Origin of the sequence: Pedobacter sp. Bi27 (genome assembly GCF_918698255.1) — a bacterium.
In the GTDB taxonomy this organism is placed as follows: domain Bacteria; phylum Bacteroidota; class Bacteroidia; order Sphingobacteriales; family Sphingobacteriaceae; genus Pedobacter.
Window position 1 is genome coordinate 776,846 of record NZ_CAKKMW010000004.1, and the last position, 21,687, is coordinate 798,532.

Annotated in this window: 20 protein-coding genes; 15 read left to right on the forward strand and 5 right to left on the reverse strand. The window is 40.9% G+C overall.

Annotated elements, in window-relative coordinates; all coding sequences use genetic code 11:
* Window positions 1-115 precede the first annotated feature (115 nt).
* Together LQ227_RS17100 and LQ227_RS17105 are read right to left on the reverse strand one after the other, a co-directional pair.
* Window positions 116-205 carry a JAB domain-containing protein gene (locus LQ227_RS17100; RefSeq protein WP_371823042.1) on the reverse strand — a complete coding sequence of 30 codons (90 nt, stop codon included), beginning with the start codon at window positions 203-205 and terminating at the stop codon, window positions 116-118.
* Window positions 174-572 (reverse strand): JAB domain-containing protein, encoded by a 399-nt coding sequence (locus LQ227_RS17105; protein WP_230141954.1) that lies wholly within the window; start codon window positions 570-572, stop codon window positions 174-176. The genes LQ227_RS17100 and LQ227_RS17105 overlap by 32 nt, the downstream gene beginning before the upstream one ends.
* A gap of 709 nt (window positions 573-1,281) precedes the next feature.
* On the opposite strand from LQ227_RS17105, the gene LQ227_RS17110 reads away from it, so the two are divergent.
* The 7 genes from LQ227_RS17110 (at window position 1,282) to LQ227_RS17140 (ending at window position 8,597) form a co-directional block, all read left to right on the forward strand.
* Window positions 1,282-2,079, forward strand: coding sequence for an alpha/beta fold hydrolase (locus tag LQ227_RS17110; protein WP_230150090.1), 798 nt, complete (start codon window positions 1,282-1,284; stop codon window positions 2,077-2,079).
* Window positions 2,069-3,208: a PAS domain-containing sensor histidine kinase gene (locus tag LQ227_RS17115; RefSeq protein ID WP_230150092.1), complete on the forward strand. Its 1,140-nt coding sequence runs from the start codon at window positions 2,069-2,071 to the stop codon at window positions 3,206-3,208. Before LQ227_RS17110 ends, LQ227_RS17115 begins: the two co-directional genes overlap by 11 nt.
* 468 nt (window positions 3,209-3,676) lie before the next feature.
* Window positions 3,677-5,203, forward strand: coding sequence for an FKBP-type peptidyl-prolyl cis-trans isomerase (locus LQ227_RS17120; protein ID WP_230141960.1), 1,527 nt, complete (start codon window positions 3,677-3,679; stop codon window positions 5,201-5,203).
* Between the two features lie 421 nt (window positions 5,204-5,624).
* On the forward strand, window positions 5,625-6,731 hold the full coding sequence (locus LQ227_RS17125) for a lactonase family protein (protein ID WP_230150094.1): 1,107 nt from the start codon (window positions 5,625-5,627) through the stop codon (window positions 6,729-6,731).
* A gap of 669 nt (window positions 6,732-7,400) precedes the next feature.
* A complete protein-coding gene (locus tag LQ227_RS17130; protein WP_230141967.1) occupies window positions 7,401-7,568 on the forward strand; it encodes a hypothetical protein in 168 nt (55 codons plus the stop codon).
* Between the two features lie 13 nt (window positions 7,569-7,581).
* Entirely contained in the window at window positions 7,582-8,361 is a 780-nt protein-coding gene (locus LQ227_RS17135; protein WP_230150095.1) for a type 1 glutamine amidotransferase domain-containing protein, read from the forward strand.
* 11 nt (window positions 8,362-8,372) lie between these two features.
* Window positions 8,373-8,597, forward strand: a complete 225-nt coding sequence (locus tag LQ227_RS17140; RefSeq protein ID WP_230141971.1) for a hypothetical protein — start codon at window positions 8,373-8,375, stop codon at window positions 8,595-8,597.
* A 119-nt stretch (window positions 8,598-8,716) separates the two neighbouring features.
* On the opposite strand, the gene LQ227_RS17145 is transcribed toward LQ227_RS17140, so the two are convergent.
* A complete protein-coding gene (locus LQ227_RS17145) occupies window positions 8,717-9,418 on the reverse strand; it encodes a hypothetical protein (protein ID WP_230150098.1) in 702 nt (233 codons plus the stop codon).
* Between the two features lie 1,108 nt (window positions 9,419-10,526).
* Between LQ227_RS17145 and LQ227_RS17150 the strand changes: the two genes are divergently transcribed.
* The 4 genes from LQ227_RS17150 (at window position 10,527) to LQ227_RS17165 (ending at window position 13,625) form a co-directional block, all read left to right on the forward strand.
* Window positions 10,527-11,876, forward strand: coding sequence for a phosphatase PAP2 family protein (locus tag LQ227_RS17150; protein ID WP_230150099.1), 1,350 nt, complete (start codon window positions 10,527-10,529; stop codon window positions 11,874-11,876).
* A gap of 29 nt (window positions 11,877-11,905) precedes the next feature.
* Window positions 11,906-12,472 carry a hypothetical protein gene (locus LQ227_RS17155; protein ID WP_230150100.1) on the forward strand — a complete coding sequence of 189 codons (567 nt, stop codon included), beginning with the start codon at window positions 11,906-11,908 and terminating at the stop codon, window positions 12,470-12,472.
* Window positions 12,473-12,645: 173 nt separating this feature from the next.
* Window positions 12,646-13,128 carry a hypothetical protein gene (locus LQ227_RS17160; protein WP_230150101.1) on the forward strand — a complete coding sequence of 161 codons (483 nt, stop codon included), beginning with the start codon at window positions 12,646-12,648 and terminating at the stop codon, window positions 13,126-13,128.
* 23 nt (window positions 13,129-13,151) lie between these two features.
* Complete coding sequence (locus LQ227_RS17165; protein WP_230150102.1) at window positions 13,152-13,625, forward strand: hypothetical protein; 474 nt, start codon at window positions 13,152-13,154, stop codon at window positions 13,623-13,625.
* 19 nt (window positions 13,626-13,644) lie between these two features.
* On the opposite strand, the gene LQ227_RS17170 is transcribed toward LQ227_RS17165, so the two are convergent.
* Window positions 13,645-14,418 carry a TSUP family transporter gene (locus tag LQ227_RS17170; RefSeq protein WP_230150103.1) on the reverse strand — a complete coding sequence of 258 codons (774 nt, stop codon included), beginning with the start codon at window positions 14,416-14,418 and terminating at the stop codon, window positions 13,645-13,647.
* Between the two features lie 60 nt (window positions 14,419-14,478).
* Complete coding sequence (gene argS, locus LQ227_RS17175) at window positions 14,479-16,251, reverse strand: arginine--tRNA ligase (RefSeq protein WP_230150104.1); 1,773 nt, start codon at window positions 16,249-16,251, stop codon at window positions 14,479-14,481.
* A gap of 320 nt (window positions 16,252-16,571) precedes the next feature.
* Between argS and LQ227_RS17180 the strand changes: the two genes are divergently transcribed.
* The 4 genes from LQ227_RS17180 to LQ227_RS17195 all read left to right on the forward strand — a co-directional run bounded on the left by LQ227_RS17180 (window position 16,572) and on the right by LQ227_RS17195 (window position 20,749).
* A complete protein-coding gene (locus LQ227_RS17180) occupies window positions 16,572-18,023 on the forward strand; it encodes an arginine deiminase family protein (protein WP_230150105.1) in 1,452 nt (483 codons plus the stop codon).
* Window positions 18,024-18,198: 175 nt separating this feature from the next.
* A complete protein-coding gene (gene ctlX / locus LQ227_RS17185; protein WP_230150107.1) occupies window positions 18,199-19,116 on the forward strand; it encodes a citrulline utilization hydrolase CtlX in 918 nt (305 codons plus the stop codon).
* 20 nt (window positions 19,117-19,136) lie between these two features.
* Complete coding sequence (locus LQ227_RS17190; protein ID WP_230150109.1) at window positions 19,137-19,451, forward strand: hypothetical protein; 315 nt, start codon at window positions 19,137-19,139, stop codon at window positions 19,449-19,451.
* Window positions 19,452-20,170: 719 nt separating this feature from the next.
* Window positions 20,171-20,749 carry an alkylphosphonate utilization protein gene (locus tag LQ227_RS17195; RefSeq protein ID WP_230150111.1) on the forward strand — a complete coding sequence of 193 codons (579 nt, stop codon included), beginning with the start codon at window positions 20,171-20,173 and terminating at the stop codon, window positions 20,747-20,749.
* Window positions 20,750-21,687: the final 938 nt, after the last annotated feature.

Consider the following 21,687-nt stretch of genomic DNA (forward strand, 5'->3'; position numbering starts at 1 on the left):
CTTATTCAGTCTTGATACCAAAGGTAAATAACTTCTCCTAATACCGTCAAATTCGTTAGTACTGCTACTATCGATTTAAGTAGGCACAGTGTTACCTACAACCTCCTGTCAATTCCTACATCATTCTCTCATCTAAAAAACTATAAAACCCATATCTTGAAACGATCAGGTGGTCATGCACACTGATCCCTAAGATATCCCCCACCGGACTTCAGTTTTCTGGTCAATGCCAGATCAGCATCACTCGGAGATAACTCGCCACTTGGATGGTTATGTGCCAATATAATTGCACTCGCACAGGCCTTCAGTGCAACCGCAAAAATCACCTTAGGATCAGCAACCGTTCCCAAAAAACCGCCTTGTGAAATATTCACCACACCCAATGCCTTACCCCTCCTGTTGAGCAAAATCACTTTAAACTCTTCCACAAGCTCCAACCTTCCATTATCCCAACGACCTCTCAAAACCTCATAAGCTCCCCTGGAAGAGGTAACCTGTGGCAACTCTGCCATTTTCAATGCCGGACGGTAACTGATCTCAATCTCTGCTACTTTAAAACTTAAATTTTCCATAATTTTTCTGATTTAATTATGGAACCCAGCAAGGTTCAGCTTCTGCCAAAGCAAAAGGAGGAACGGAATAAATGGGTAAGCGGGCAAAGGCTAGGTGTGTTTATGCCGGAAATTCCTTTGCGTGCCAGAAATGAACCTTAAATTGGTCAGAATTAAATAAGAAAAGCACCTATCTTAAAAAAAGTTAAAATTTCTTTACTGTGAAATGGATTGCATGTGTAAAGCCTCTATGGAGGCAACAGCAGATTCAATAATATCATCTTCAAAAATATTTGAAGCTGTTCCTATAATTTTACACCACTAATATTCGCTATTGAGAAACAGCACTCTCATGTACCTTCAACGCTACCGCAAAACCACATTAGAATAAGCGACAGCTCGCAAAAAGTCACCTTCTCAAATATTCACTCATCAAATATCAGGTCCTAAATGGTTTAAGATTCAGCAAGTTATCAACACACGGGCGAGATAACCACCGACGTTATTTTAGTTTTTGCATTGCTACTTTTTATTTATAAAAAACTGATTTACAGATAGATGTATTTTCTGTATCGGCAAATAATCCAGCAAAATAACCGCTAATTTCGATAATTTAACCAATTTTTTTGATGGTGAATCGCCTTACACTGCCATTTTCTATTTAATATTCCCTGTATATACCGTTGCATATCCAGCTTGAAAAATTATTATCTTTACAGACAATCGAAATATGAACGTAATTGAAAGAAACAATGTAATTGTCAAAGGAGCTGGCGCTAATGTGATGATATTCGCACACGGTTTTGGCTGTGATCAGAACATGTGGCGTTTTGTTTATCCTGCTTTCGAGCCTGAATACAAGATTGTATTATTTGACCATGTTGGCGCTGGCAGCTCAGATCTTTCGGCTTATTCCTACAAGAAATACGATAATCTTGATGGTTATGCCCATGATATTATAGAAATTGCAAACACGCTGAAAGTCAAAGATATGGTTTTTGTGGGGCATTCGGTCAGTGCAATCATGGGCCTTATTGCAGCGGATATCGCCCCTGAACTGTTCAAAAGCATTATTCTGGTTAGTCCTTCCCCATCTTATATCAATGATGAGGGATATATCGGTGGCTTCAACAGATCTGAGATTGACGAGTTACTCGAATCATTAGAAAATAACCACCTTGGCTGGTCCATGGCCATGGCTCCGGTTATTATGGGCAATCCCGATAGAAAGGAGCTTGGAGGTGAATTATCCAATAGCTTCTGTAAAACAGATCCCGAAATTGCCAAACATTTTGCCCGTACTACTTTTCTAACCGATAAGCGTGATATACTTCAACAGGCCAAGATACCTTCACTGATTCTTCAATGCAGCAATGACATAATCGCACCTGTGGAAGTTGGCCATTATATGCATGAGCGTATGCCAGACAGTAAACTTGTCATCATGAATGCTACAGGTCATTGCCCAAACTTAAGTGCTCCAGAAGAAACCATTGCTGCCATCACTAGCTATCTCCATGGATTATAAGCTGTTCCCTGATTTGTCTCCACTGGCAAAAGATTTTGAAGATTTTTTTGAGACCTCGCTATGTGGTTTTGTGATCACGGACGGAGAAGGGAAAATTGTCAGCGTAAATAGGCGCACAGCAGAATGGCTAAACAGCACTCCAGATCAATTTCTCGGCAAACGTTTTTCTGATCTCCTGGCTGTTGGTGGTAGGATTTATTTTGAGACACACCTTTGGCCTTTACTGCGTATGCAAGGGTATTTTGATGAGGTAGCTGTTGAACTTGCCAATTCAGGTAATGGAAAAATGCCTATCTACATCAACGGTTATGAAAGAAAAGGAGACAATAACCAACCTCTTTTCATGCGCTTTACCTTATTTAAGGCATCAGACCGAAGGTTGTATGAAGAAAATCTCCAGATTGCTAGACAGCTCGCCGAAGCCAAGTTAAACATCGAACAGAAAAACGCCCAGATCAGAGAACAGTTTATTGCGGTATTGGGACATGATCTGCGTAACCCCTTGGGTGGAATTATGAGCGCAGCTCAGCTGCTTGCAAGAACAGGAGTTAACGAGCGCGAAGAAAGACTTGTCAATATCATACAGTCAGGTTCTAAAAGGATGCATGAGATGATCAACAACATCATGGACTTTGCCCGCGGTCGTTTAGGTGGAGGCATTCCCGTAAACCCTGTAGTAGTTGATCTTGAAAAACTGCTTAACCAGATAAGTGATGAATTAAAGGTAGTGTGGCCAGATAGACAGATTGAGTCCAATTTTGAAATCAGTGAACCCATAGAATGTGATCCCGCGCGAATCTCCCAATTAATATCCAATTTGCTCGCTAATGCAATTACACATGGATCAACCGAAACGCCTGTATTCTTCAAAGCGCTGGTAAACGAAACCTTGTGGGAGATTTCTGTTACCAATAATGGCAATCCAATCCCTAAGGAGGCAATGGCTGGGGTTTTCCATCCATTCCATAGAGAAGATGCACAGTCAAGTCAGAATGGTCTTGGATTGGGATTGTATATTGCCTCTGAGATAGCAAAGGCACATAATGGAACTTTGACCGTGACTTCAGACGACCACCAAACCTGTTTTACATTCCGTGTTCCCGTTGCAATCCAGATCCTACCCAAATAATCGCTTAGGTTGTTCTAGTTCCGTTGGAAACCATTGATATTTCAGAAATATGTATTTTATATGGATGGGCTTTATAGAAAAGTCTGTTAACGGAGTAGAATGCGCAACAGTAAAAGCCAAGCCGGTTAAAAAAATCAACGGGACTGTTTGCCCGACTAAGCCTATGCTTTACCATATAAATAAGAACCGTTTAACAAGCATTTTACGGGCTTCGGTACATTACTATAATACCCTTATAAAACTTTCAGTAAATCATTAAAATTCCGGTAACATATCCGTATTTAGCTGGCATATTTTTCTGATGAAAATTGCCTATATTGTTCATACTTAACAGCCCCTCATCTGCCTCGATTAACTCAGAATAAAATAAAAAAAGGAATAAACATCCATAAATCAACTACAACAAACACAATCAGGTAAAGGGATCAAAACCCTTTCGCCGATACCTTAGTATAAATCTAAAACGCGATGAAAACAGAACTTTTACTGTATCTAGGAAAATGGACATTGCTATTGACGTTGTTCACGCTCAGCACTCAAGCTCAGCAACCACGGAAAACAGGTGTTCAAAAAAAACAGCCTGTAAGCAATACACCAGCAAAAAAGTTAGATATATATGTCGGTGGTGCCACCTATAATGAAAAAACACGTAAGCACACTGCGCTATATTGGAAAAACGGAGTGTCTGTGCCGTTAACCGATGGCCAAACGGATGCTGAAGTTAGGGCCATGGCTGTAGTTGGCAATAATGTGTATGCCGCAGGAACGGTTCACGGTCAGGCTGTATATTGGAAAAACGGACAAATGATCTCTCTTACCAATACTCCCGGGAATTATGGCCGCTCTTCTGGAATGACGGTATCGGGCAATGATGTATACGTTGCAGGCTATGAACGTGATTACCGGAGACAGATATATGATATTGCCAGATATTGGAAAAATGGCGAGCCGGTAGAGCTGCCTACCGGGAATTATCATGGGGGAGCTATAGGCGTAGCGGTCGCCCACGATGATGTCTACGCGGTAGGTGCAGGAGATCCGATGGGCACAAATAATGGACCTAAGGCTGCCTATTGGAAAAATGGACAGCGAACCGAGGCGCGCAATAGCGCATTTTACAGGATACTCGGTATCAGCATTATTGGCCCCGACATTTATATCATGGGAACATCCTCCAAGCAACAGGCCACCTATTGGAAAAATGGACAGCATGTAGAACTTACCAATGCTAAAGATCCATATACGGATTATGCAGCGGCTACTGCTGTGGCAGTGGAGGGTAACGACATCTATATTGCGGGTAACGAGGGAGGCCGGGCAACCTATTGGAAAAACGGGCAACCCTTCATACTCGGAGAAGTTCGCCAGGATTCTCCTTTCTGTACAATAGCGGTATCAAACGGTGATGTATATGTTGCAGGGGGGTACGCTTTTTGGAAAAACAGTGAGAAAGTTGAACTTGCAAAAGGACAGGACGACTGGGCAATAGCCAACTGCGTCGTATTGGTAAAACAAGGTATGGCAAGTTCCACAATACCAAAAACATTAAAGGCATCTACTCCTGCAGTAGAAAAAACTGTATATACCCCACCTTCTCCTCCCGCTCCCCCCACGCCACAGGAGCAGGCTAACAAATTTCTGGCCGACAATAAGAAAAAACCTGGTGTGATTACCACCGCAAGCGGTTTGCAGTATGAAGTACAGAAAGTAGGTACAGGCCAAAAACCGGAACGGGCAGACCAGATAAAATTCAATTTCCGGAGAACAACCATTATCGGTAACCAGATTCAAGACTCCAGTGAAAGTACCAGAACCAATACCATGTTTATTAAAGATGCACTTCCAGGACTTGCCGAAGGCGCCTTACTGATGAATGTGGGAAGTAAATATAAACTTACCTTTCCATACAATCTGGGCTTTGGCTCATTTAAAACCAATGCCCCTGCTGGTTCAATTCTTATTTTTGAAGTGGAATTATTGGAAATAATCAAGTAATACTATGGCAGTGGATAACCATTTAATTTGGCCTCTTTTCTACTAACTGATTAAATAATGATAGAAAATATCTTTAGGTGTCTGATGTTGTACCGATATCAGCAGACAATGTCTGGAAATAAAAGCGAAGCGTTTTTTACGCTAGAATGAAAATCCTGTTCGGCGCGGGAACCCCGGCATTTGCAAAACAACGATATCTGTCTCCATGACTAGTCCTAAAGTAATTGATGCTGAATTATATTAAATGACTTCCGGCAATCCATCACTCGGAATCAGTGAAAGCTTTGGGGAATGGTGATACTATAAACATCGACTTGACGGATCTTACATACGGAAACGGAACGCCTATCAAATTATTTAAAACACAATTCACGCTGGAATCTATTTCAGAATAGTAATTTTGGCAATAGTTAATTTGACCATGCGTAAATATTTTTTAATTCTATACCTTATTTTTTGCTGCTTTAGCTCGAAAGGACAGCAAACAGTTCTTTTCATCGGATCCTATAACCTGGACAAAACGCTTCCGGGAATCTACGTTTACAGCTTTGACAACACGACTGGTAAACTGTCGAAAATGACCGACTATTCAGGTGTACTTAATCCCTCCTTTCTAACGCTGTCCAACGATGGGAAATACCTTTTTGCATGCACAGATTCCAGGGCAGGAGAAAAAGGAAGCGTCAGCAGTTTTAAATTCAACAGACAGCTCACACTAATCAGCCAGCAACCCACGGGAGCCGCAAATCCAGTTCATGTAGCGCTTGATAAAACAGAGCGCTGGTTGCTCAGCGGCAGCTATACCGGAGGTGGTGTAGCTGCGTTTCCTATAAGAAAGAATGGCGAGATCGACAAATCGGCTCAAATCTTCCTCTTCCAGGATAGTAGCGTAAAGCCACAGCAAAAATCCGCGCATATTCACTCGGTCAACTTTTCTCCTGATGGGCAAGTTATTTACCTGCCCGATTTAGGTGCGGACAAAATCCGGGATTTCCATTTTGATGAGTCGAAAAAAATGCCGTTAAGCCAGGAGTCATTTACACGAACCGTTCCCGGAAGTGGTCCTCGACACATGGCCTTTCATCCAGGAGGAAAATTTGCTTATTGTTTGTCGGAACTTTCAGGTGCAGTCACAGTTTACTCCTTAAATGGTAGCCGACTGGACTCCATTCAAGAGATCGACTTACATAGAAAATTGCATCAATTTTACAGTAGTGCAGATATCCATCTCTCTCCAGATGGTCTGTTTTTATATGCATCCAATAGAGGCGAAGAAAATAACATCGCGATATTTCGGGTAAATAATAAATCCGGAAAGCTAACACCAGTTGGCTACCAACCAACGGAAGGGGATCATCCAAGGAATTTCGCAATTGATCCCTCCGGAAAGTTTCTGCTGGTTGCTAATGAATATTCTGGGAATATTACTGTATTCCGGCGTGATACCAGAACTGGATTGTTGACAAAAACCTCAAACGAGATTTTGATAAAGGGCCCATCGTGCTTAATCATGAAATCTTATTATTAAGGCCTATTTTCGGCATTAATAAAAAAACAAACTCTTCCCCTGCTAAGCTCCTCGTATCCCTCCACCAAACCCCCTCTACCATCTAAACTACCCAACCGTCGTCAAGCTCCCCAACCTCCCTAAAGCTTATCTTACAGCCTTGCCCCGCCCTATCAAAACACAGCATCGGATTTTCGTGATCCATCCACGGCCCGAGCAGGTGATATTTTAAAAAAACTACATTGATCAAATCACCTTTGATGTTTAATTTGTTAAAAAGCAACCGGAAAACTACCAATATTGAATACAGCAAATGTGAAATCAGTCCCGTCAAAATTTAATCGAATGATCATGATTATTGGGAGAAGACTTAAGTGCATGTTTCGGAAAGACCAATCAGCTAGCAAGATACTCGATACGCAATGTCATTAAGTTAGGCAGAATTGTGTGAGTCTGAGCCAGCCCGTACTAAGCTAATCGAAGTAAAGGCCTTTTAATTGTAGAAAACAGAAAACGTTTGTCCATCAATACGCACAGGATGACAATGTTTTTTTGTTTCCTCTAAACTTAATTACATTGGGCTGTATCCGCCCATGACTCCGAGATGCGCTTACGTCCATATATATACATAATTTTTCGAACCATTTTAGTGCCAACTTTGTTATCATCTAAACATAAAAAAAGAATATCATGAAAGACCCTAAAGAAAAAAATGAGCACGAACAAGAAGGGCGTGAGGATGCGGCCCGGGAGCAATCATCCGGTAACGAAAACAGCGCGAGCGAAAACACCAATTGGAACGAACACCAACAAGTTGACGAGGAAGGCAATGAAGTTGGTCCAGATGATATCAAATAAAAAATAAAAAGATATGAAAAAGATTCTAATGGTATTGACCTCCCACAGTTCGATGGAAAATACAGAAAGCAAAACCGGCGTGTGGCTGGGTGAATTCACTGATCCCTATTACGAATTCATTGACGCAGGTTATACAGTTACTTTAGCAAGCCCCAAAGGCGGCAGGCCGCCGGTTGACCCGATGAGCGAATTGACCGAACACCTTACCGGCTCCAACCGCAGATTTCAGGATGATGAGCAGGCAAAGGCTGACTTTAGCCAGACCACTGTTCTGGATCAGATCACGCATACTGACTTCGATGCCGTATTTTATCCCGGTGGACATGGACCGATATGGGATTTGGCGGTAGATAATAACAGCGGCCTTCTGATACTGGATTTCCTCGATGCAGGAAAATCTGTTGCAGCAGTTTGCCATGGTCCTGCAGCACTCATCAGCGCGGAAAGACAAAGACCGGGCCTACTTAAAGGAAAGGTTCTCTCCGCTTTCAGCAATGCAGAAGAAACGTTGGTAGGCCGTAGCGGAAATGTTCCCTATGAGCTTCAAACACGTTTGAAAGAACTTGGAGCTGAAGTTAAAACAGCCTTACTGCCCTTCCTTTCCCATGTAGAAACAGACGGATTGTTTATCACAGGGCAAAATCCACTTTCTGCGGGCCCCACTGCGAAAGCCCTCATTGAATTCTTAGCATCTGAGCCATTGCAGAACAACGGTCACAACGATGAGGGACAGCAATGGCAGGAAAGTGCGGAAAAATACCTGGATGAAAAACCCGGTGATCTCAAACCTTAATCGCAAATCATATGACACAGGAGAACAAACAGATCAACCCAGGCGAAGATGAAAACCGCAAGAACATGGGTTTACCTGAAAAAGACGAAACAGCCACCGGTATAAACCAAAACACATCGCTACCTTCGGATGGTCCGGTTGGTCAAAATGAAGGTTCTGAGGCTACAGACCTTACGGCTACCCTCGAAAATGACGATCCTAAAGACATCCGCGAAGATGCGGAGACGGGAAGTTAACAGGTGAAGCAAAACATATCAGCGCTCATGATGTATTCAATAGATTGGTAAAGGTATTGGCCGCTGCCGGCAATCGCCGTATTTGCAAGTCAGTTCTGGTAGGATTTATATACCAATTATCAATCTTCTTTAGTTACTTTAACATCAGTAAAGTGGCCCAATGTGCCCGGGCCTATCCATAACCCAATATTTCCCCGAAGATCTTTACCTTGTTTTAAGTCATTTACAATCAAAGTAGGCTGAGCAGCACCGTTAACATACAGCCTGGCAGTTTCATCCTTTACTACAATTTTTATTTTGATCCACTCCGCAGGCAAAATATCTACATACGCTTCATACTGCCCTGGTGTTTCCTTTCTTAATTTTTCCCAGGGATATCCCGGAATAGAAATATACTGGCTAGCGTGGTTTCTGCGCAATTGATCATTTGCCCGACCATTGGTAGGACGTAAATAAAAAACCTCCATTTTAGAAGCGTCTAAAGCCGCCCTGAACGCAATACCTACAAAGCCACGGGCTGTTTCTCCGGCGTTTGCAAGCGTTTGCCCACTAATTGTAGCTTCAATTACGCCGTTATGAAATTCAATATCCTTCAAAATTGCAAGTGTATTGTCTCCATTGGCCTCCCCTTTTATTTGCAGGGCTAGGGCATTTTTACCTTTATAGGTAGATTTTTCGACAGTTACCTGAAACGGAACTACATCAGATGGCTTTATTGATTTGTGCTGTGCTTTAGATTTCAAACTAAACACTACGCTTAACACCAAAATAAATAACAGCTTTTTAGTCATATGGAAAATAGTCTCAGTATTCTGATCCATCTAAAATAAGAAAAAATAATGTGCCCAAACCAATAAAAGCTGATATATCCGCTGCGATGACCAACTAAAGAAATGGCTGTAGCTGAAGGAACCTGACTGATACGGTTATATTTTTTTGAATACACTACCATAATTTTGGTTTTTTGTTTAAATCCATGTTCAAACCTAGCGGCTTAGCAGCATTGGTGTCCTATTTTGAGCTCAAATGAGCTAAATTGAGCTAATTAAGACCGTTTTTGAGTAAAATGAGCCGTTACAGTTGTAGGCGGCTTTGCAAGGGATCCAGGCAGTTATGGCGGCCAAATATCATTAAGTTAAACTCACCGGCGCGAAAAACAATTTAACCACGACCTGTCCCGATTTTCGGGAGATAGAAAGGATGCACACAGATATAAAAATCTGTGTTTATCTGTGTGCATCTGTGGTTAAAAAAACTTTAACATGATGACATTGGGTGGCTGCCTGCTTAAGGGCAGCATAACAGTAGGCGGTGGCGCCATTCTGCGAAAACAGGCGCTGGCTTTACCTTTTAGGTAGAGAAAAGGTAACCCTGGGGTAAGGTTGGGGTTAACCTAGTAGCAACAAAGGGTAAAGAACAGGTAAAGCAGGGGTAATCAAAAACAGCCCCTTTCGCTGGCTTTCCAGTTATTTACTTGTAAATTTTTACGACAAACAACATCAACACCGTTTAATACGTGATAAAATTCTAGTTAATTGTATTGTGCATACTGTAATTCATTGCAGGGGCAGCTTGCCCAAATTATGGGATAGCTCCGACTGGGGGCAGCCGCAGGATTTTGTAACAAAATACTCGATATTAGCAGGCACGTCATTTATGATACGGTAGCGGATTTTATATTTAGGGTTATAACTGATATAGACCACCAGGATCATCATCGGAAAATTCCCTGCCGGACAACGGTCTTAAATGGACTTCCTGCAACTCCTTCAGTCCTGACCAAACGGTCGTTATTACTTTGACCAATTGATATAAAAGCCACTCATTAATCAAAAGCGTAATGAAAAAATTTTATCTTTAATAATCAGATAAATTAAGATGCAATCAAGAAACTTTCACCTAACAAAGGCGGGAACTATTTTTTGGGTTATGTTCCTCAATATCCTTTTTATTTTCCAAAACCTGCACGCACAAAAGATCGAGGTATTGGACTCGGTTATCATTAAAAATAACTTCTGGAATTCCAAACCGACGAGGATTGCTGCGGTACCAGCACTTTTGCTTGCAGGAAGTGCGGCCACATGGGGAATCAGGAAAGATGTACGTAGTTTCAGGAACCGATACCTTCCTACCTTCCGGTACCACTATGATGATTACCTGCAATACGCACCGGTAGCCACTGTTTTCGGACTAAATGCGGCTGGAGTAAAAGGAAAAAATAAGATGGGCAGAGCTCTGGTGTCCTACGCTTTTTCCGCAGTGATTATGGCCTCTGTTGTAAACACAGTTAAATATACCGCTAAGGTTGAGCGTCCTGATGGAAGCTCAAGAAATTCTTTTCCTTCCGGTCATACAGCCAATTCTTTTATGAACGCCACATTTTTGCATAAAGAATATGGACAATACCGCTCCCCGCTCTATAGCGTAGGCGCGTACACAGCTGCTACTGCAACAGCGGTGGGCAGAGAGCTGAACAACCGCCACTGGATTTCTGATGTTCTTGCGGGTGCAGGAATTGGTATTCTTTCGACCGAACTTGGTTATATTGTGGCAGATAAGATTTTTAAAGATAAGGGAGAACATATAAAATTAACCAACAATCCGGTACCTGTACATCTTAAACCCAGTTTTATGGAATTGAAATTAGGCTATGCCCGCGCCATCAGTAAAGACCTGACAGCAAAATCTGAAGATCTTTTTGCCAGAGGAGGGTTCAACTTCGGTTTAGAAGGGGCATGGTTTTTTAGCCGCAATTTCGGGATTGGTGGGGAGTTTGCTTTTACAAGTTTTCCTATAAACGATAACAACCTAAAATTTAATGATGTAGACATACCTACGGTTAGCGACGGCCATTTTACCCAGCCTATGGGAATCCGTTACATCCATGCCGGACCTTATTTTAGCATCCCACTTGCCCGGAACTGGTTTATAACAGGAAAATTTGGTGCTGGTACTGCTGTTGGGGCCAAGGGAGAAATTATCCTGAATTTAAAGGAAGATTTCCAGGAGGTTTTTGGATCAAAAGAATTGCCTTATTACCGCTACAAACCTGAAAGTTCGTTCAGCTGGTCGGCAGGTGCAGGAATCCAGAAGCAGATCAAAAGAAATGTGGGCATTAAAGCCTATGTTAACTATTTTAATTCAGACAACGACTTTAAACTTGATATTATAGACCAGATCAATACAGATGGCAGCTATGCTTTTAAAGATTACGGATCGGAAAAAGTTAAATTTGACAACCTGATATTGGGTATCGGGCTTACCGCCTACCTCTGGTAAAGTATAAGTAACCTCATTAATCTATCTCCATGGAAACCTTTACCCACATTAAAACTGTTCTAGGCATTATCTTAGGGCTGAGTATAACACACTCATTGAAGGGCGTAGTAAAAATTATTGAGCACCCTGACCGGTTCAAAGTATACACCGTTCATCTCCTGTGGGCTTTTTACATGTTTTTGAGTACAGTATATTTCTGGTGGTTTGAAGTTCATTTAACTGAGATAAAACATTGGGATTTTTTGATTTATCTCTTTTTAGTGATCTATGTAATCACTTATTATACCCTGGCGGCTTTACTTTTTCCCGAAGACATGAAAGACTATAAAGATTTCAGGTCCTATTTCTTATCCCGGAAGAAATGGTTTTTCTATATCCTGGCAATACTATTTTTGTTTGATGCTTTCGATACTTATCTTAAAGGTCCGGGTTACCACATGGAGATGTTAAAGGTGTACCCCATTAGGGAAATTATCCACATTACCGCCTGTCTGGTTGCGGCAAGAACAGACAATAAATGGGTGCAAATAATTACTGTATCCGCATTTATTGTTTTTCAGATCTACTGGATCTTAAATTATTACATGAACGGTTAACCTGGATTTTCATCCTGCTTAAGGGGGTACAAACTACTATAAGAAGTCTCAACATAATTGCACCTTAGTCGCAAAGGATGGGAACTGTCTTCATAAATGTTCTTTACAACTTAAAGTATCAATTAATCTCCTACTTTTATATTTTAAATATATTCGCTCCACGTTAAAAAACAATGATAAAATATATCACTTTTAGCTTTGCCATTTCTGTTATATCATGGATAGTTGGCATGGTTGTGAATGCAGGGTTAATCAAGACACCATTTTATAAACAATACCTTACCAAGCTTAATTTCATTACTGATGAAAACCTGAATAGGTATATCGGGATAGGAATATTCAAATGGATCATTATTCATTCACTGTTTAAATATTTCAATCCCAAACTTTCCCTTAAAAAAAAGATAATGGCGTCGGAATTACCTGACCTGCGCAATGAAATGACAATTGCCGAAATCAGCCACCTCATCGGATTTGTTTTTGTGATGGGTTTTGTTTTGGTAAAAGTAGGTCAAGGCTACTATTTATTTGCCCTGGTCATGCTGATCGTGAATATACTGATGAATTTATACCCCACGTTGTTACAACAGCAGAATAAAAGAAGAATCGATATGTACTGTAAAATACTGGCAATAAGAGGCCAACTAAATAATTGATAACTTTAACTTATTTTTTACAAATGAAACTTATCTGTTCCTTGATAATTGCCGTATATATTGGTGGATTTTTAAGTCCGCTACAAGCTCAGACTACTTCTTTAAAATTAGCAGACGGTTATTATTTAACCGCAAATGATGGGATTAAAGTCTATGATAAAAATCAAAAAGTCTTTTTTTATCTCGACAAAACATCTCTAATCCCCATCAGGCATGTAAAGTCTACCGAAGTAAACAGGGTTGACAACTTAGCAAAGGTGAGATATGAATTGTCTTCATCATTGGATGCTTTTGGAACCTCGGCGTTGGCTAACTTTTCTCCTAATTTCGATAGGACAACCAACATTGCATTGGTGATCAATGGCGAGCCATTATTTGTAGCTGGTTTATTAAACAAAATAACTTCAGGCAGGATGTCATTTTCATCAGGAAAGTTAACCAAAACAGAGGTTGAAAAAATGAAATCTGAGATTGACAAGGCTATAGCAAAGAAGTAGAATAAATAGCTAAAAACATTTATAAGACATACGCTTTCAGAATATCATAAGCAAAGCGTAGAATTGTTCCGAAAACAACGATGAGAAAAAATACGCGGACAAATTTATTCCCTTTAAGCAAGGCCAGTTTTGTACCGAAGAAAGCACCCACTAGGTTAAAAAGCGCCATTGGTATGGCGTATTGAAACAGGATATGCCCTGTGGAGCTGAAATATATTATTGCTGCCAGATTAGTCGCCATGTTCACGATTTTGGCATGGGCACTGGCTCCAATAAAATCGAACCCCAATACAGCAATAAAAACCAAAATCAGAAAAGATCCTGTGCCTGGTCCGATCAAACCATCATAAAAACCGATTAATACCCCAAACAAAGCAGCCATTAAAACCTGTTGCTTAAGTGAATGGTCTTTCTCTTGATGGATACCAAATTGTTTGTTAAAGTAGGTGTAAAGTGCAACTAAAATCAGCACCACGAGGATTACAGGCTTAATGACAGAATTATCTATCCTGCTTACCAAAAACGCGCCCAGCAATGCCGCTAAAAACGCAGTTAGCACACAAGCCGCAAGTACTTTGTAGTTAAAACGAACCTGTTTCGAATATTTAAAAGCAGCCAGCGTTGTACCCGCCATTGATGGGATTTTGGTAGTGCCTAAAAGCGTGGCTACAGGATAATGGGGCAAAATAAGTAAAATGGCGGGAGTTTGTAATAAACCGCCGCCACCTACAATAGCATCTATAAAACCAGCAGCAAAAGCCACCAGGCAAAGTAAAATCAGTTCGTTAACCACTAATTAAATTTTTAAATCAATTCTTCCGAATTCATTACCGCTGGCCTCAGCCAACAGTATCTACATCCGCTCTGGCGAAGTAATGCCCAAAATCAACATTCCGGAATGAATGATATCGGCCGTTTTTTTACTCAGGTTTAAACGGAATTGTTTTACTTCACCTTCTTCTGTTTTTACAATTGGCGGTACCTCGTGGTAAAACTTGTTGAACAGCTTAGCCAGTTCGTATAAATAGTTGGCCAAACTTGCCGGGCTGTAGGCCTTAGCGGCAATAGCAATCTCTGCAGGATATTTTGCCAATTGCAGAATCATTTCCAATTCCACGTCACTAATCCCGCCAAACTCCAAACTCCCAACGCCAAACTTATACTCAGACTTACTCAACAACGATTTAATCCTTGCATGCGTATATTGGATAAATGGACCTGTATTCCCTTGAAAATCGATACTTTCAGCAGGATTGAACAACAAACGTTTCTTAGGTTCTACTTTTAGAAGGAAATATTTTAAAGCGCCTAAACCTATATTTTTATACAGTTCTTCTTTATCTGCTTCACTAAAATCGTTGGTTTTACCCAATTCTTCTGTTTTTTCGCGAGCGGTAGTTACCATGCTCTCAATCAACTCGTCGGCATCTACAACAGTTCCCTCGCGGCTTTTCATCTTACCGTTTGGCAGATCGACCATTCCGTACGATAAATGGTATAAACCTTTTGCCCAGCTTTTGCCCAGTTTCTCTAAAATCAAGAATAACACTTTGAAATGGTAATCCTGCTCATTTCCTACCACATAAATCGATTCATCCATATTGAAATCGTCGTGTTTCATTTCGGCAGTACCTAAATCCTGTGTAATGTAAACCGAAGTTCCATCAGCACGTAAAACCAGTTTCTGGTCTAAACCATCGGCAGTTAAATCGATCCATACCGAACCATCTTCCTTTTTAAAAAAAACGCCTTTGGCCAAACCTTCATCAACCGTACCTTTTCCTAATAGGTAGGTATTGCTTTCGTAGTAGAATTTATCAAAATCTACCCCAAGGTTTTTATAGGTTACATTAAAACCAGCGTAAACCCACTCGTTCATGGTTTTCCAAAGCGAAACTACCTCCTCATCCCCTTGCTCCCATTTCAAAAGCATTTGTTGTGCTTCTTTAATTAATGGCGCATTTTTCTTTGCTTCTTCTTCTGTTTGTCCTTCCGCTTTTAAAGCATCAATCTCTTTTTTGTATTCTTTATCAAAAATCACATAGTATTTCCCAACCAGGTGATCGCCTTTTAAGCCAGTACTTTCGGGTGTTTCGCCATTGCCCCACTTTTGCCAGGCCAACATCGATTTACAGATGTGGATACCACGGTCGTTAACCAGGTTTACCTTTACCACATCGTAACCATAAGCTTTAAGCAGCTCAGAAACCGAGTAACCCAAGAGGTTATTACGCACGTGCCCCAGGTGAAGCGGTTTATTTGTATTTGGTGAAGAATACTCTACCATTACCCTTTTTCCGTTCGGTGCATACACGCCAAAATCAGGCGATAAAATTTCTTCGTTAAATTGTTTTAAGAAATAACTTTCGGCAATGCTTAAGTTCAAAAATCCTTTAACCACATTAAATTTAGTAATATCGGTTACGTTGGCAACCAAATATTCACCAATCTCAGTGGCCGTTTGTTCAGGTGATTTCTTCGAAATTTTGGTAATTGGAAAAACAACAATTGTTGCCTGTCCTTCAAATTCTTTACGTGTTTCTTGTATGTTGATTACACTTTCGGCTACTTCTTCCTTATAAAGTTCAAAAATGGCTTTCTGTGTTTCGGCAATAATAAAATTCATGCGCCAAAAATAGAGAAAAAAGTCCGAAGTCGGGAGTCCGAAGTCCGAAGATTTTTTATCTTAAATTTCAATTCTAACTGTTCTTAAAGGGTTTGGAAAGCTACAGTAGTGCCAGTCGGTTCCGGTAGTCCTTCTTTCCGCTGTAGTCCCGATTGTAGGAATCGGGAGCTGCCACTTCAATAAGGTTTATTAAGCGGGTTCTGTGCAATAGAAAAAAGTCCGAAGTCGGGAGTCCGGGACATAATAAATCTTCGGATCTCTGACTTTCCGACCTCCGACTTTTAAAAAATTCTAATAGATTTGCAATAACTAACTTTTTTATGAGCGAGCAGAACCCCAATTTTAAAGTGAGCGTAAACACCGAAATCGGCAGATTGCGTAAATTATTAATACATAGTCCTGATAGTGGATTAGGCAAAGTAGTACCCTCTAAGGCACAAGATTGGCTTTTCGAAGATATTGTACATTTAGATACCATCCGTAAAGGTGAATACGATTATTATATTAAACTGTTGATGTATTTTCTTGATCCTGAAAAGATTAAGGGAAAACTGGCTGAAATAGATTCGGAAGCATCCAACCGTAATTTTTACAAACCCAACCACCCCTATTTTCACAATTCTCAATCAGTAATCGAGATTCAGAACCTGTTAAGCGAAATGCTGGAGAACGAATCTATCCGTAAAAAACTGGTTGCTGCTGTTTGTGCGATTGAAGGTTGTACTTATAAGGTCCAATTGGAATTAACGGATACCGATCCAAAGCAGTTGGCCGAGATTTTTATCTCCGGAACATTGGCCAACGATACGATGATTTTTGCACCCATCCCCAATTTAATTTTCACCAGAGATGTGGGTACAACGATTAACAACCATATCCTGTTAAACAAACCGGCAAAAAAAGCCCGTGTTCGCGAAACACTTTTAATGCGTTATATTTTCTTCAATCATCCTTTGTTTGAGGCCTACCGCAATAATATCCTCGAAATTCCGGATGTGACCATGCACTTTTTACGCCCAGGCGATGAACCTGCTTTCAGTACCACTTTAGAAGGTGGAGACGTGATGATGGTAAGCCCTAACCACGTATTGATCGGTTGTAGCGAAAGAACTTCTGAACATGGTGCCAACGAAGCGATTAAACTATTGTTCGATCAGGATGTGGTAGAAAAAGTTACGGTTGTAAAAATACCGAGCAAACGCGATTATATGCACCTGGACACTGTTTTTACACAGGTTAAACGCAATACCTGGGTAATTTTGAATTCGATTGCGCATTCTCCGAAATATAATCCTTATGAGCCGATCAACTTTTTAAAGGAACCCGAAAAATTAGAAGCTACCACTGCTATTCAGTTTACAAAAGCCAATCCACAAGAGCCGAAACATTTCGAACATGTAGAGGCTTTATTAAATGACATTAGCCAGAACGATTTAAAAAGTACTGAACCTACCCAAATCATCTACAGTGGAAATAATCAGTTCCCTTACGATTCGCGTGAGCAATGGACTGACTCTTGTAACCTTTTAGCCATTAAAGAAGGCGTTGTTTTAGGCTACGATAGAAACGACAAAACCGTTGAAGCCTTTAAAGCTGCTGGTTTTAATGTGGTGGATGTAAAAGATTTGATCCAGGATTTAGAAAGTGGCAAAGTAAATGCCGAAACCATAACCGATACTTTGATTTTAATGCCTTCGGCAGAATTATCACGTGCACGTGGTGGCTTCCATTGTATGAGTTTGCCGATACTTAGGGATAATTTGGTTCAATAGTTCATTAGCCATTGGTTCATTTGTTGTGGTGCAGATAATAAATAGCAATAACTTTATAATGAACCAGTGAACGAATGAACCAATTAACACAATATCTGGTTTGGAGCTTGGCGTTTAGCGCCAGCTAACCGATTAACCTTGACTATAAACAAATGACTATTGAACTACTGAACTAATGAACCAAACGACCAACCATATCCTCATGATCCGCCCAGTTGATTTTAAATTCAATGAGCAAACGGCCGGAAATAACAAGTTTCAAATTGCATCTACTGAAACCAATGTACAAACAGAAGCCTTAAAAGAGTTTGATGCCTTTGTTGATTTATTAAGAAAAAATAATGTTGATGTAACGGTTGTAGATGATACTTTACAACCTGAAACACCTGATTCTATTTTCCCAAACAATTGGGTCTCTTTTCACGAAGATGGTTCAGTATACCTTTATCCAATGTTTTCTGAAAATCGCCGGTTAGAGCGCAGAAAAGAAATTCTGGACGGCTTGAAAGAAAATTTCGAAGTTAACCACGTCAGCGATTTAAGCTTTTACGAACAGCAACATGCGTTTTTAGAAGGTACCGGAAGCATGGTATTAGACCGTACCAACAAAATTGCTTATGCCTGTTTAAGTGTGCGCACCGATGAAGAAGTGCTGAACAATTTCTGCATGCTCACCGGATATGAACCAGTGGCCTTTCAAGCGGTAGACGGATCGAATTTCCCGATTTACCATACCAACGTAATGATGTGCATCGGCGACCGTTTTGCTGTAATCTGCCTTGATTCGATTAGCGATCCGGAAGAGAAATTAAATGTAACCATCAGCTTAAAAGGCAGTGGAAAAGAAATCGTCGAAATCAGTCTGGAGCAGATGAATAAATTTGCAGGTAATATGTTGCAGGTTACCAACGCAGAAAACGAAAGTTTGTTGGTGATGTCGGAACAGGCTTTTTTATCCTTAACCGCTGAACAGATTGCTGCATTAGAACAATACAGCAGAATCATTTACGCACCACTTTACACGATCGAAAAAAATGGTGGCGGCAGTGCAAGATGCATGCTGGCTGAGATACATTTGCCGGTTAAGCAATGACATATTGCATATCTATTTTAATGGAATCAGATTTAACAGAAAAAGAACTACGATTGGCAGCATTTATGAGTGAAATCTCAGAAAATTGCTATTCTGCAGGTTGGATGCAGAATTTAGAATATGCTTTATGGCACGCGGTAATACAAGGAGAAAGGAAATATGGACAATCCTACATCACCGAAGATGACATCTCCACATTGGTTAAGCTTTCAACAGATGCAAATGCTTGGATAATATTTGATAACGAAAAAGAGGAAACGGCTTTGAGTTTAAAAGAATGGACAGAAAAGTTTAAAAACGATCTGGAGAAAAACAAAGAAATTATAAAAGATTGATAAAAACTATTGTTCGGTAAGCCGCCAACCATGTGGTTATCTACCCTTGCCGTGGTTCCGTGTCTCCACGAACCACTTTTTTTTGCCACGGAAGCTCGGAACACACGGAAAATCTATCGAGTAAGCACACTCGCTATTCAACCTTCAAATAGCAGCCCCCCCCTAGCTACATAAACCTGATCGGAATGAACACGAGTGCAACGAAGTAAAGTGAAGAGCAGGGCTACTGAAACCGATAAAAACAGGAACCTGCTTTCCAAATGATCAGGGACATTCCGTTTCTATCAAACCAAAATTTAAAAGATTTCTCCTCCAAAGAACTTCCTTCGAAACACTGCGTTCGAAATGACGATCCGCTTGATTCCGATTAGTTTTATTACTTTCCTCGCCGTGGTTCGTGTCTCCACGAACCATTTTTATTTTGCCACAGAAGCTCGGAGCACACGGAAAATCTATCGCGTAAGCACACTCGCTATTAACCCCTCAATAGCACCACCACCCCTAGCTACATAAACCTGATCGGAATGAACATGAGTGCAACGATTAAAGTGAAGAGCAGGACTAACCCCAACCTATAAAAACTGGAACCTGCTTTCCAAATGATCAGTAAACAGGCGCTCTCTAATGCCGACGAAATGACAATCTACATTTACTTCTTCCCTTTTACAATCATCTATTCCGATTAGTTTTATTACTTTCGCCAAAAATCCAGTATCAAGATGTCTTTAGCACAAGAATTACAGACCCGTTCGGGTAATAAATGCGAATTATGCACCGCCGAAACCAATTTATCGGTATACGAAGTGCCGCCAACCGGCAATGCCAATAGCGATAACAGTATTTTTGTTTGTAAAACCTGCTTAGATCAGATTGAAAAAACGGAACAGCTTGCACCAAACCATTGGAAAATATTAACGGAAACCATGTGGTCGGAATTTGCCCCGGTACAGGTTGTTGCCTGGAGAATGTTGAGCAGATTAAGAAATGAAGGCTGGGCAGCAGATAGTCTGGATATTTTATACCTGGAAGAGGAAACTTTGGACTGGGCTAAAAAAACCGGCGACCACGAGCAAGATGGAACAGTAGAATTTCATCAGGACAGCAACGGCACGCGTTTATTTGAAGGCGATACCGTGGTTTTGGTTAAAACTTTAGACGTTAAAGGCTCAACTTTGAGCGCTAAACTGGGTACTGTAGTTAAAAATATCCGATTAGTTCACGATAATATCGAACAAATTGAAGGTAAGGTTGAAGGACAAACTATTGTAATTTTAACCAAATACCTCCGAAAAGGATAACAACTTATTTGATGATCGATTAGACTACTCGCTATTAAACCTTAAATAGCAGCACCGTCCTTGCCAACTAAACCTGATCGGAACGAACACGAGTGCAACGAGTAAAATGGAGAGCAGGAATAACTCAAACCTATAATGATAGGAACTTGCTTTCCAAAATATCTATTAAATATTATTCTCCTCGCCGTGGTTCGTGTCTCCACGAACCATTATATTTTTGCCACGGAGGCTCGGAGCACGCGGAAAATCCATCTGACAGATGCATTAGCTATCAATCCCCAAATAACAGCACGGTCCTTGCCGACTTAAACCTGATCGGAACGAACACGAGTGCAACGAGTAAAGTGGAGAGCAGGGCCAAGCCCAACCTATAACAACGGGAACCTGCTTTCCAAAATATCTGTTAATATTATTCTCCTCGCCGTGGTTCGTGTCTCCACGAACCATTGTATTTTTGCCATGGAGGCTCGGAGCACACGGAAAATCCATCTGACAGATGCATTAGCTATCAATCCCCAAATAGCAGTACCGTCCTTGCCAACTTAAACCTGATCGGAACGAACACGAGTGCAACGAGTAAAGTGGAGAGCAGGGCCAAGCCCAACCTATAACAACGGGAACCTGCTTTCCAAAATATCTGTTAAATATTATTCTCCTCGCCGTGGTTCGTGTCTCCACGAACCATTGTATTTTTGCCACGGAGGCTCGGAGCACACGGAAAATCCATCTGACAGATGCATTAGCTATCAATCCCCAAATAGCAGTACCGTCCTTGCCAACTAAACCTGATCGGAACGAACACGAGTGCAACGAGTAAAGTGGAGAGCAGGGCCAAGCCCAACCTATAACAACGGGAACCTGCTTTCCAAAATATCTGTTAAATATTATTCTCCTCGCCGTGGTTCGTGTCTCCACGAACCATTGTATTTTTGCCACGG

Bases quoted from the DNA above. Each gene is read 5' to 3' on its own strand.
- LQ227_RS17155 (WP_230150100.1), top strand. From the start codon at position 11,906: ATGGAAACCTTTACCCACATTAAAACTGTTCTAGGCATTATCTTAGGG.
- LQ227_RS17160 (WP_230150101.1), top strand. From the start codon at position 12,646: ATGATAAAATATATCACTTTTAGCTTTGCCATTTCTGTTATATCATGG.
- argS (WP_230150104.1), bottom strand. From the start codon at position 16,251: ATGAATTTTATTATTGCCGAAACACAGAAAGCCATTTTTGAACTTTAT.
- LQ227_RS17140 (WP_230141971.1), top strand. From the start codon at position 8,373: ATGACACAGGAGAACAAACAGATCAACCCAGGCGAAGATGAAAACCGC.
- LQ227_RS17190 (WP_230150109.1), top strand. From the start codon at position 19,137: ATGGAATCAGATTTAACAGAAAAAGAACTACGATTGGCAGCATTTATG.
- LQ227_RS17150 (WP_230150099.1), top strand. From the start codon at position 10,527: ATGTTCCTCAATATCCTTTTTATTTTCCAAAACCTGCACGCACAAAAG.
- LQ227_RS17165 (WP_230150102.1), top strand. From the start codon at position 13,152: ATGAAACTTATCTGTTCCTTGATAATTGCCGTATATATTGGTGGATTT.
- ctlX (WP_230150107.1), top strand. From the start codon at position 18,199: ATGAACCAAACGACCAACCATATCCTCATGATCCGCCCAGTTGATTTT.
- LQ227_RS17125 (WP_230150094.1), top strand. From the start codon at position 5,625: ATGCGTAAATATTTTTTAATTCTATACCTTATTTTTTGCTGCTTTAGC.
- LQ227_RS17120 (WP_230141960.1), top strand. From the start codon at position 3,677: ATGAAAACAGAACTTTTACTGTATCTAGGAAAATGGACATTGCTATTG.
- LQ227_RS17135 (WP_230150095.1), top strand. From the start codon at position 7,582: ATGAAAAAGATTCTAATGGTATTGACCTCCCACAGTTCGATGGAAAAT.
- LQ227_RS17195 (WP_230150111.1), top strand. From the start codon at position 20,171: ATGTCTTTAGCACAAGAATTACAGACCCGTTCGGGTAATAAATGCGAA.
- LQ227_RS17115 (WP_230150092.1), top strand. From the start codon at position 2,069: ATGGATTATAAGCTGTTCCCTGATTTGTCTCCACTGGCAAAAGATTTT.
- LQ227_RS17145 (WP_230150098.1), bottom strand. From the start codon at position 9,418: ATGGATCAGAATACTGAGACTATTTTCCATATGACTAAAAAGCTGTTA.
- LQ227_RS17130 (WP_230141967.1), top strand. From the start codon at position 7,401: ATGAAAGACCCTAAAGAAAAAAATGAGCACGAACAAGAAGGGCGTGAG.
- LQ227_RS17110 (WP_230150090.1), top strand. From the start codon at position 1,282: ATGAACGTAATTGAAAGAAACAATGTAATTGTCAAAGGAGCTGGCGCT.
- LQ227_RS17180 (WP_230150105.1), top strand. From the start codon at position 16,572: ATGAGCGAGCAGAACCCCAATTTTAAAGTGAGCGTAAACACCGAAATC.
- LQ227_RS17105 (WP_230141954.1), bottom strand. From the start codon at position 572: ATGGAAAATTTAAGTTTTAAAGTAGCAGAGATTGAGATCAGTTACCGT.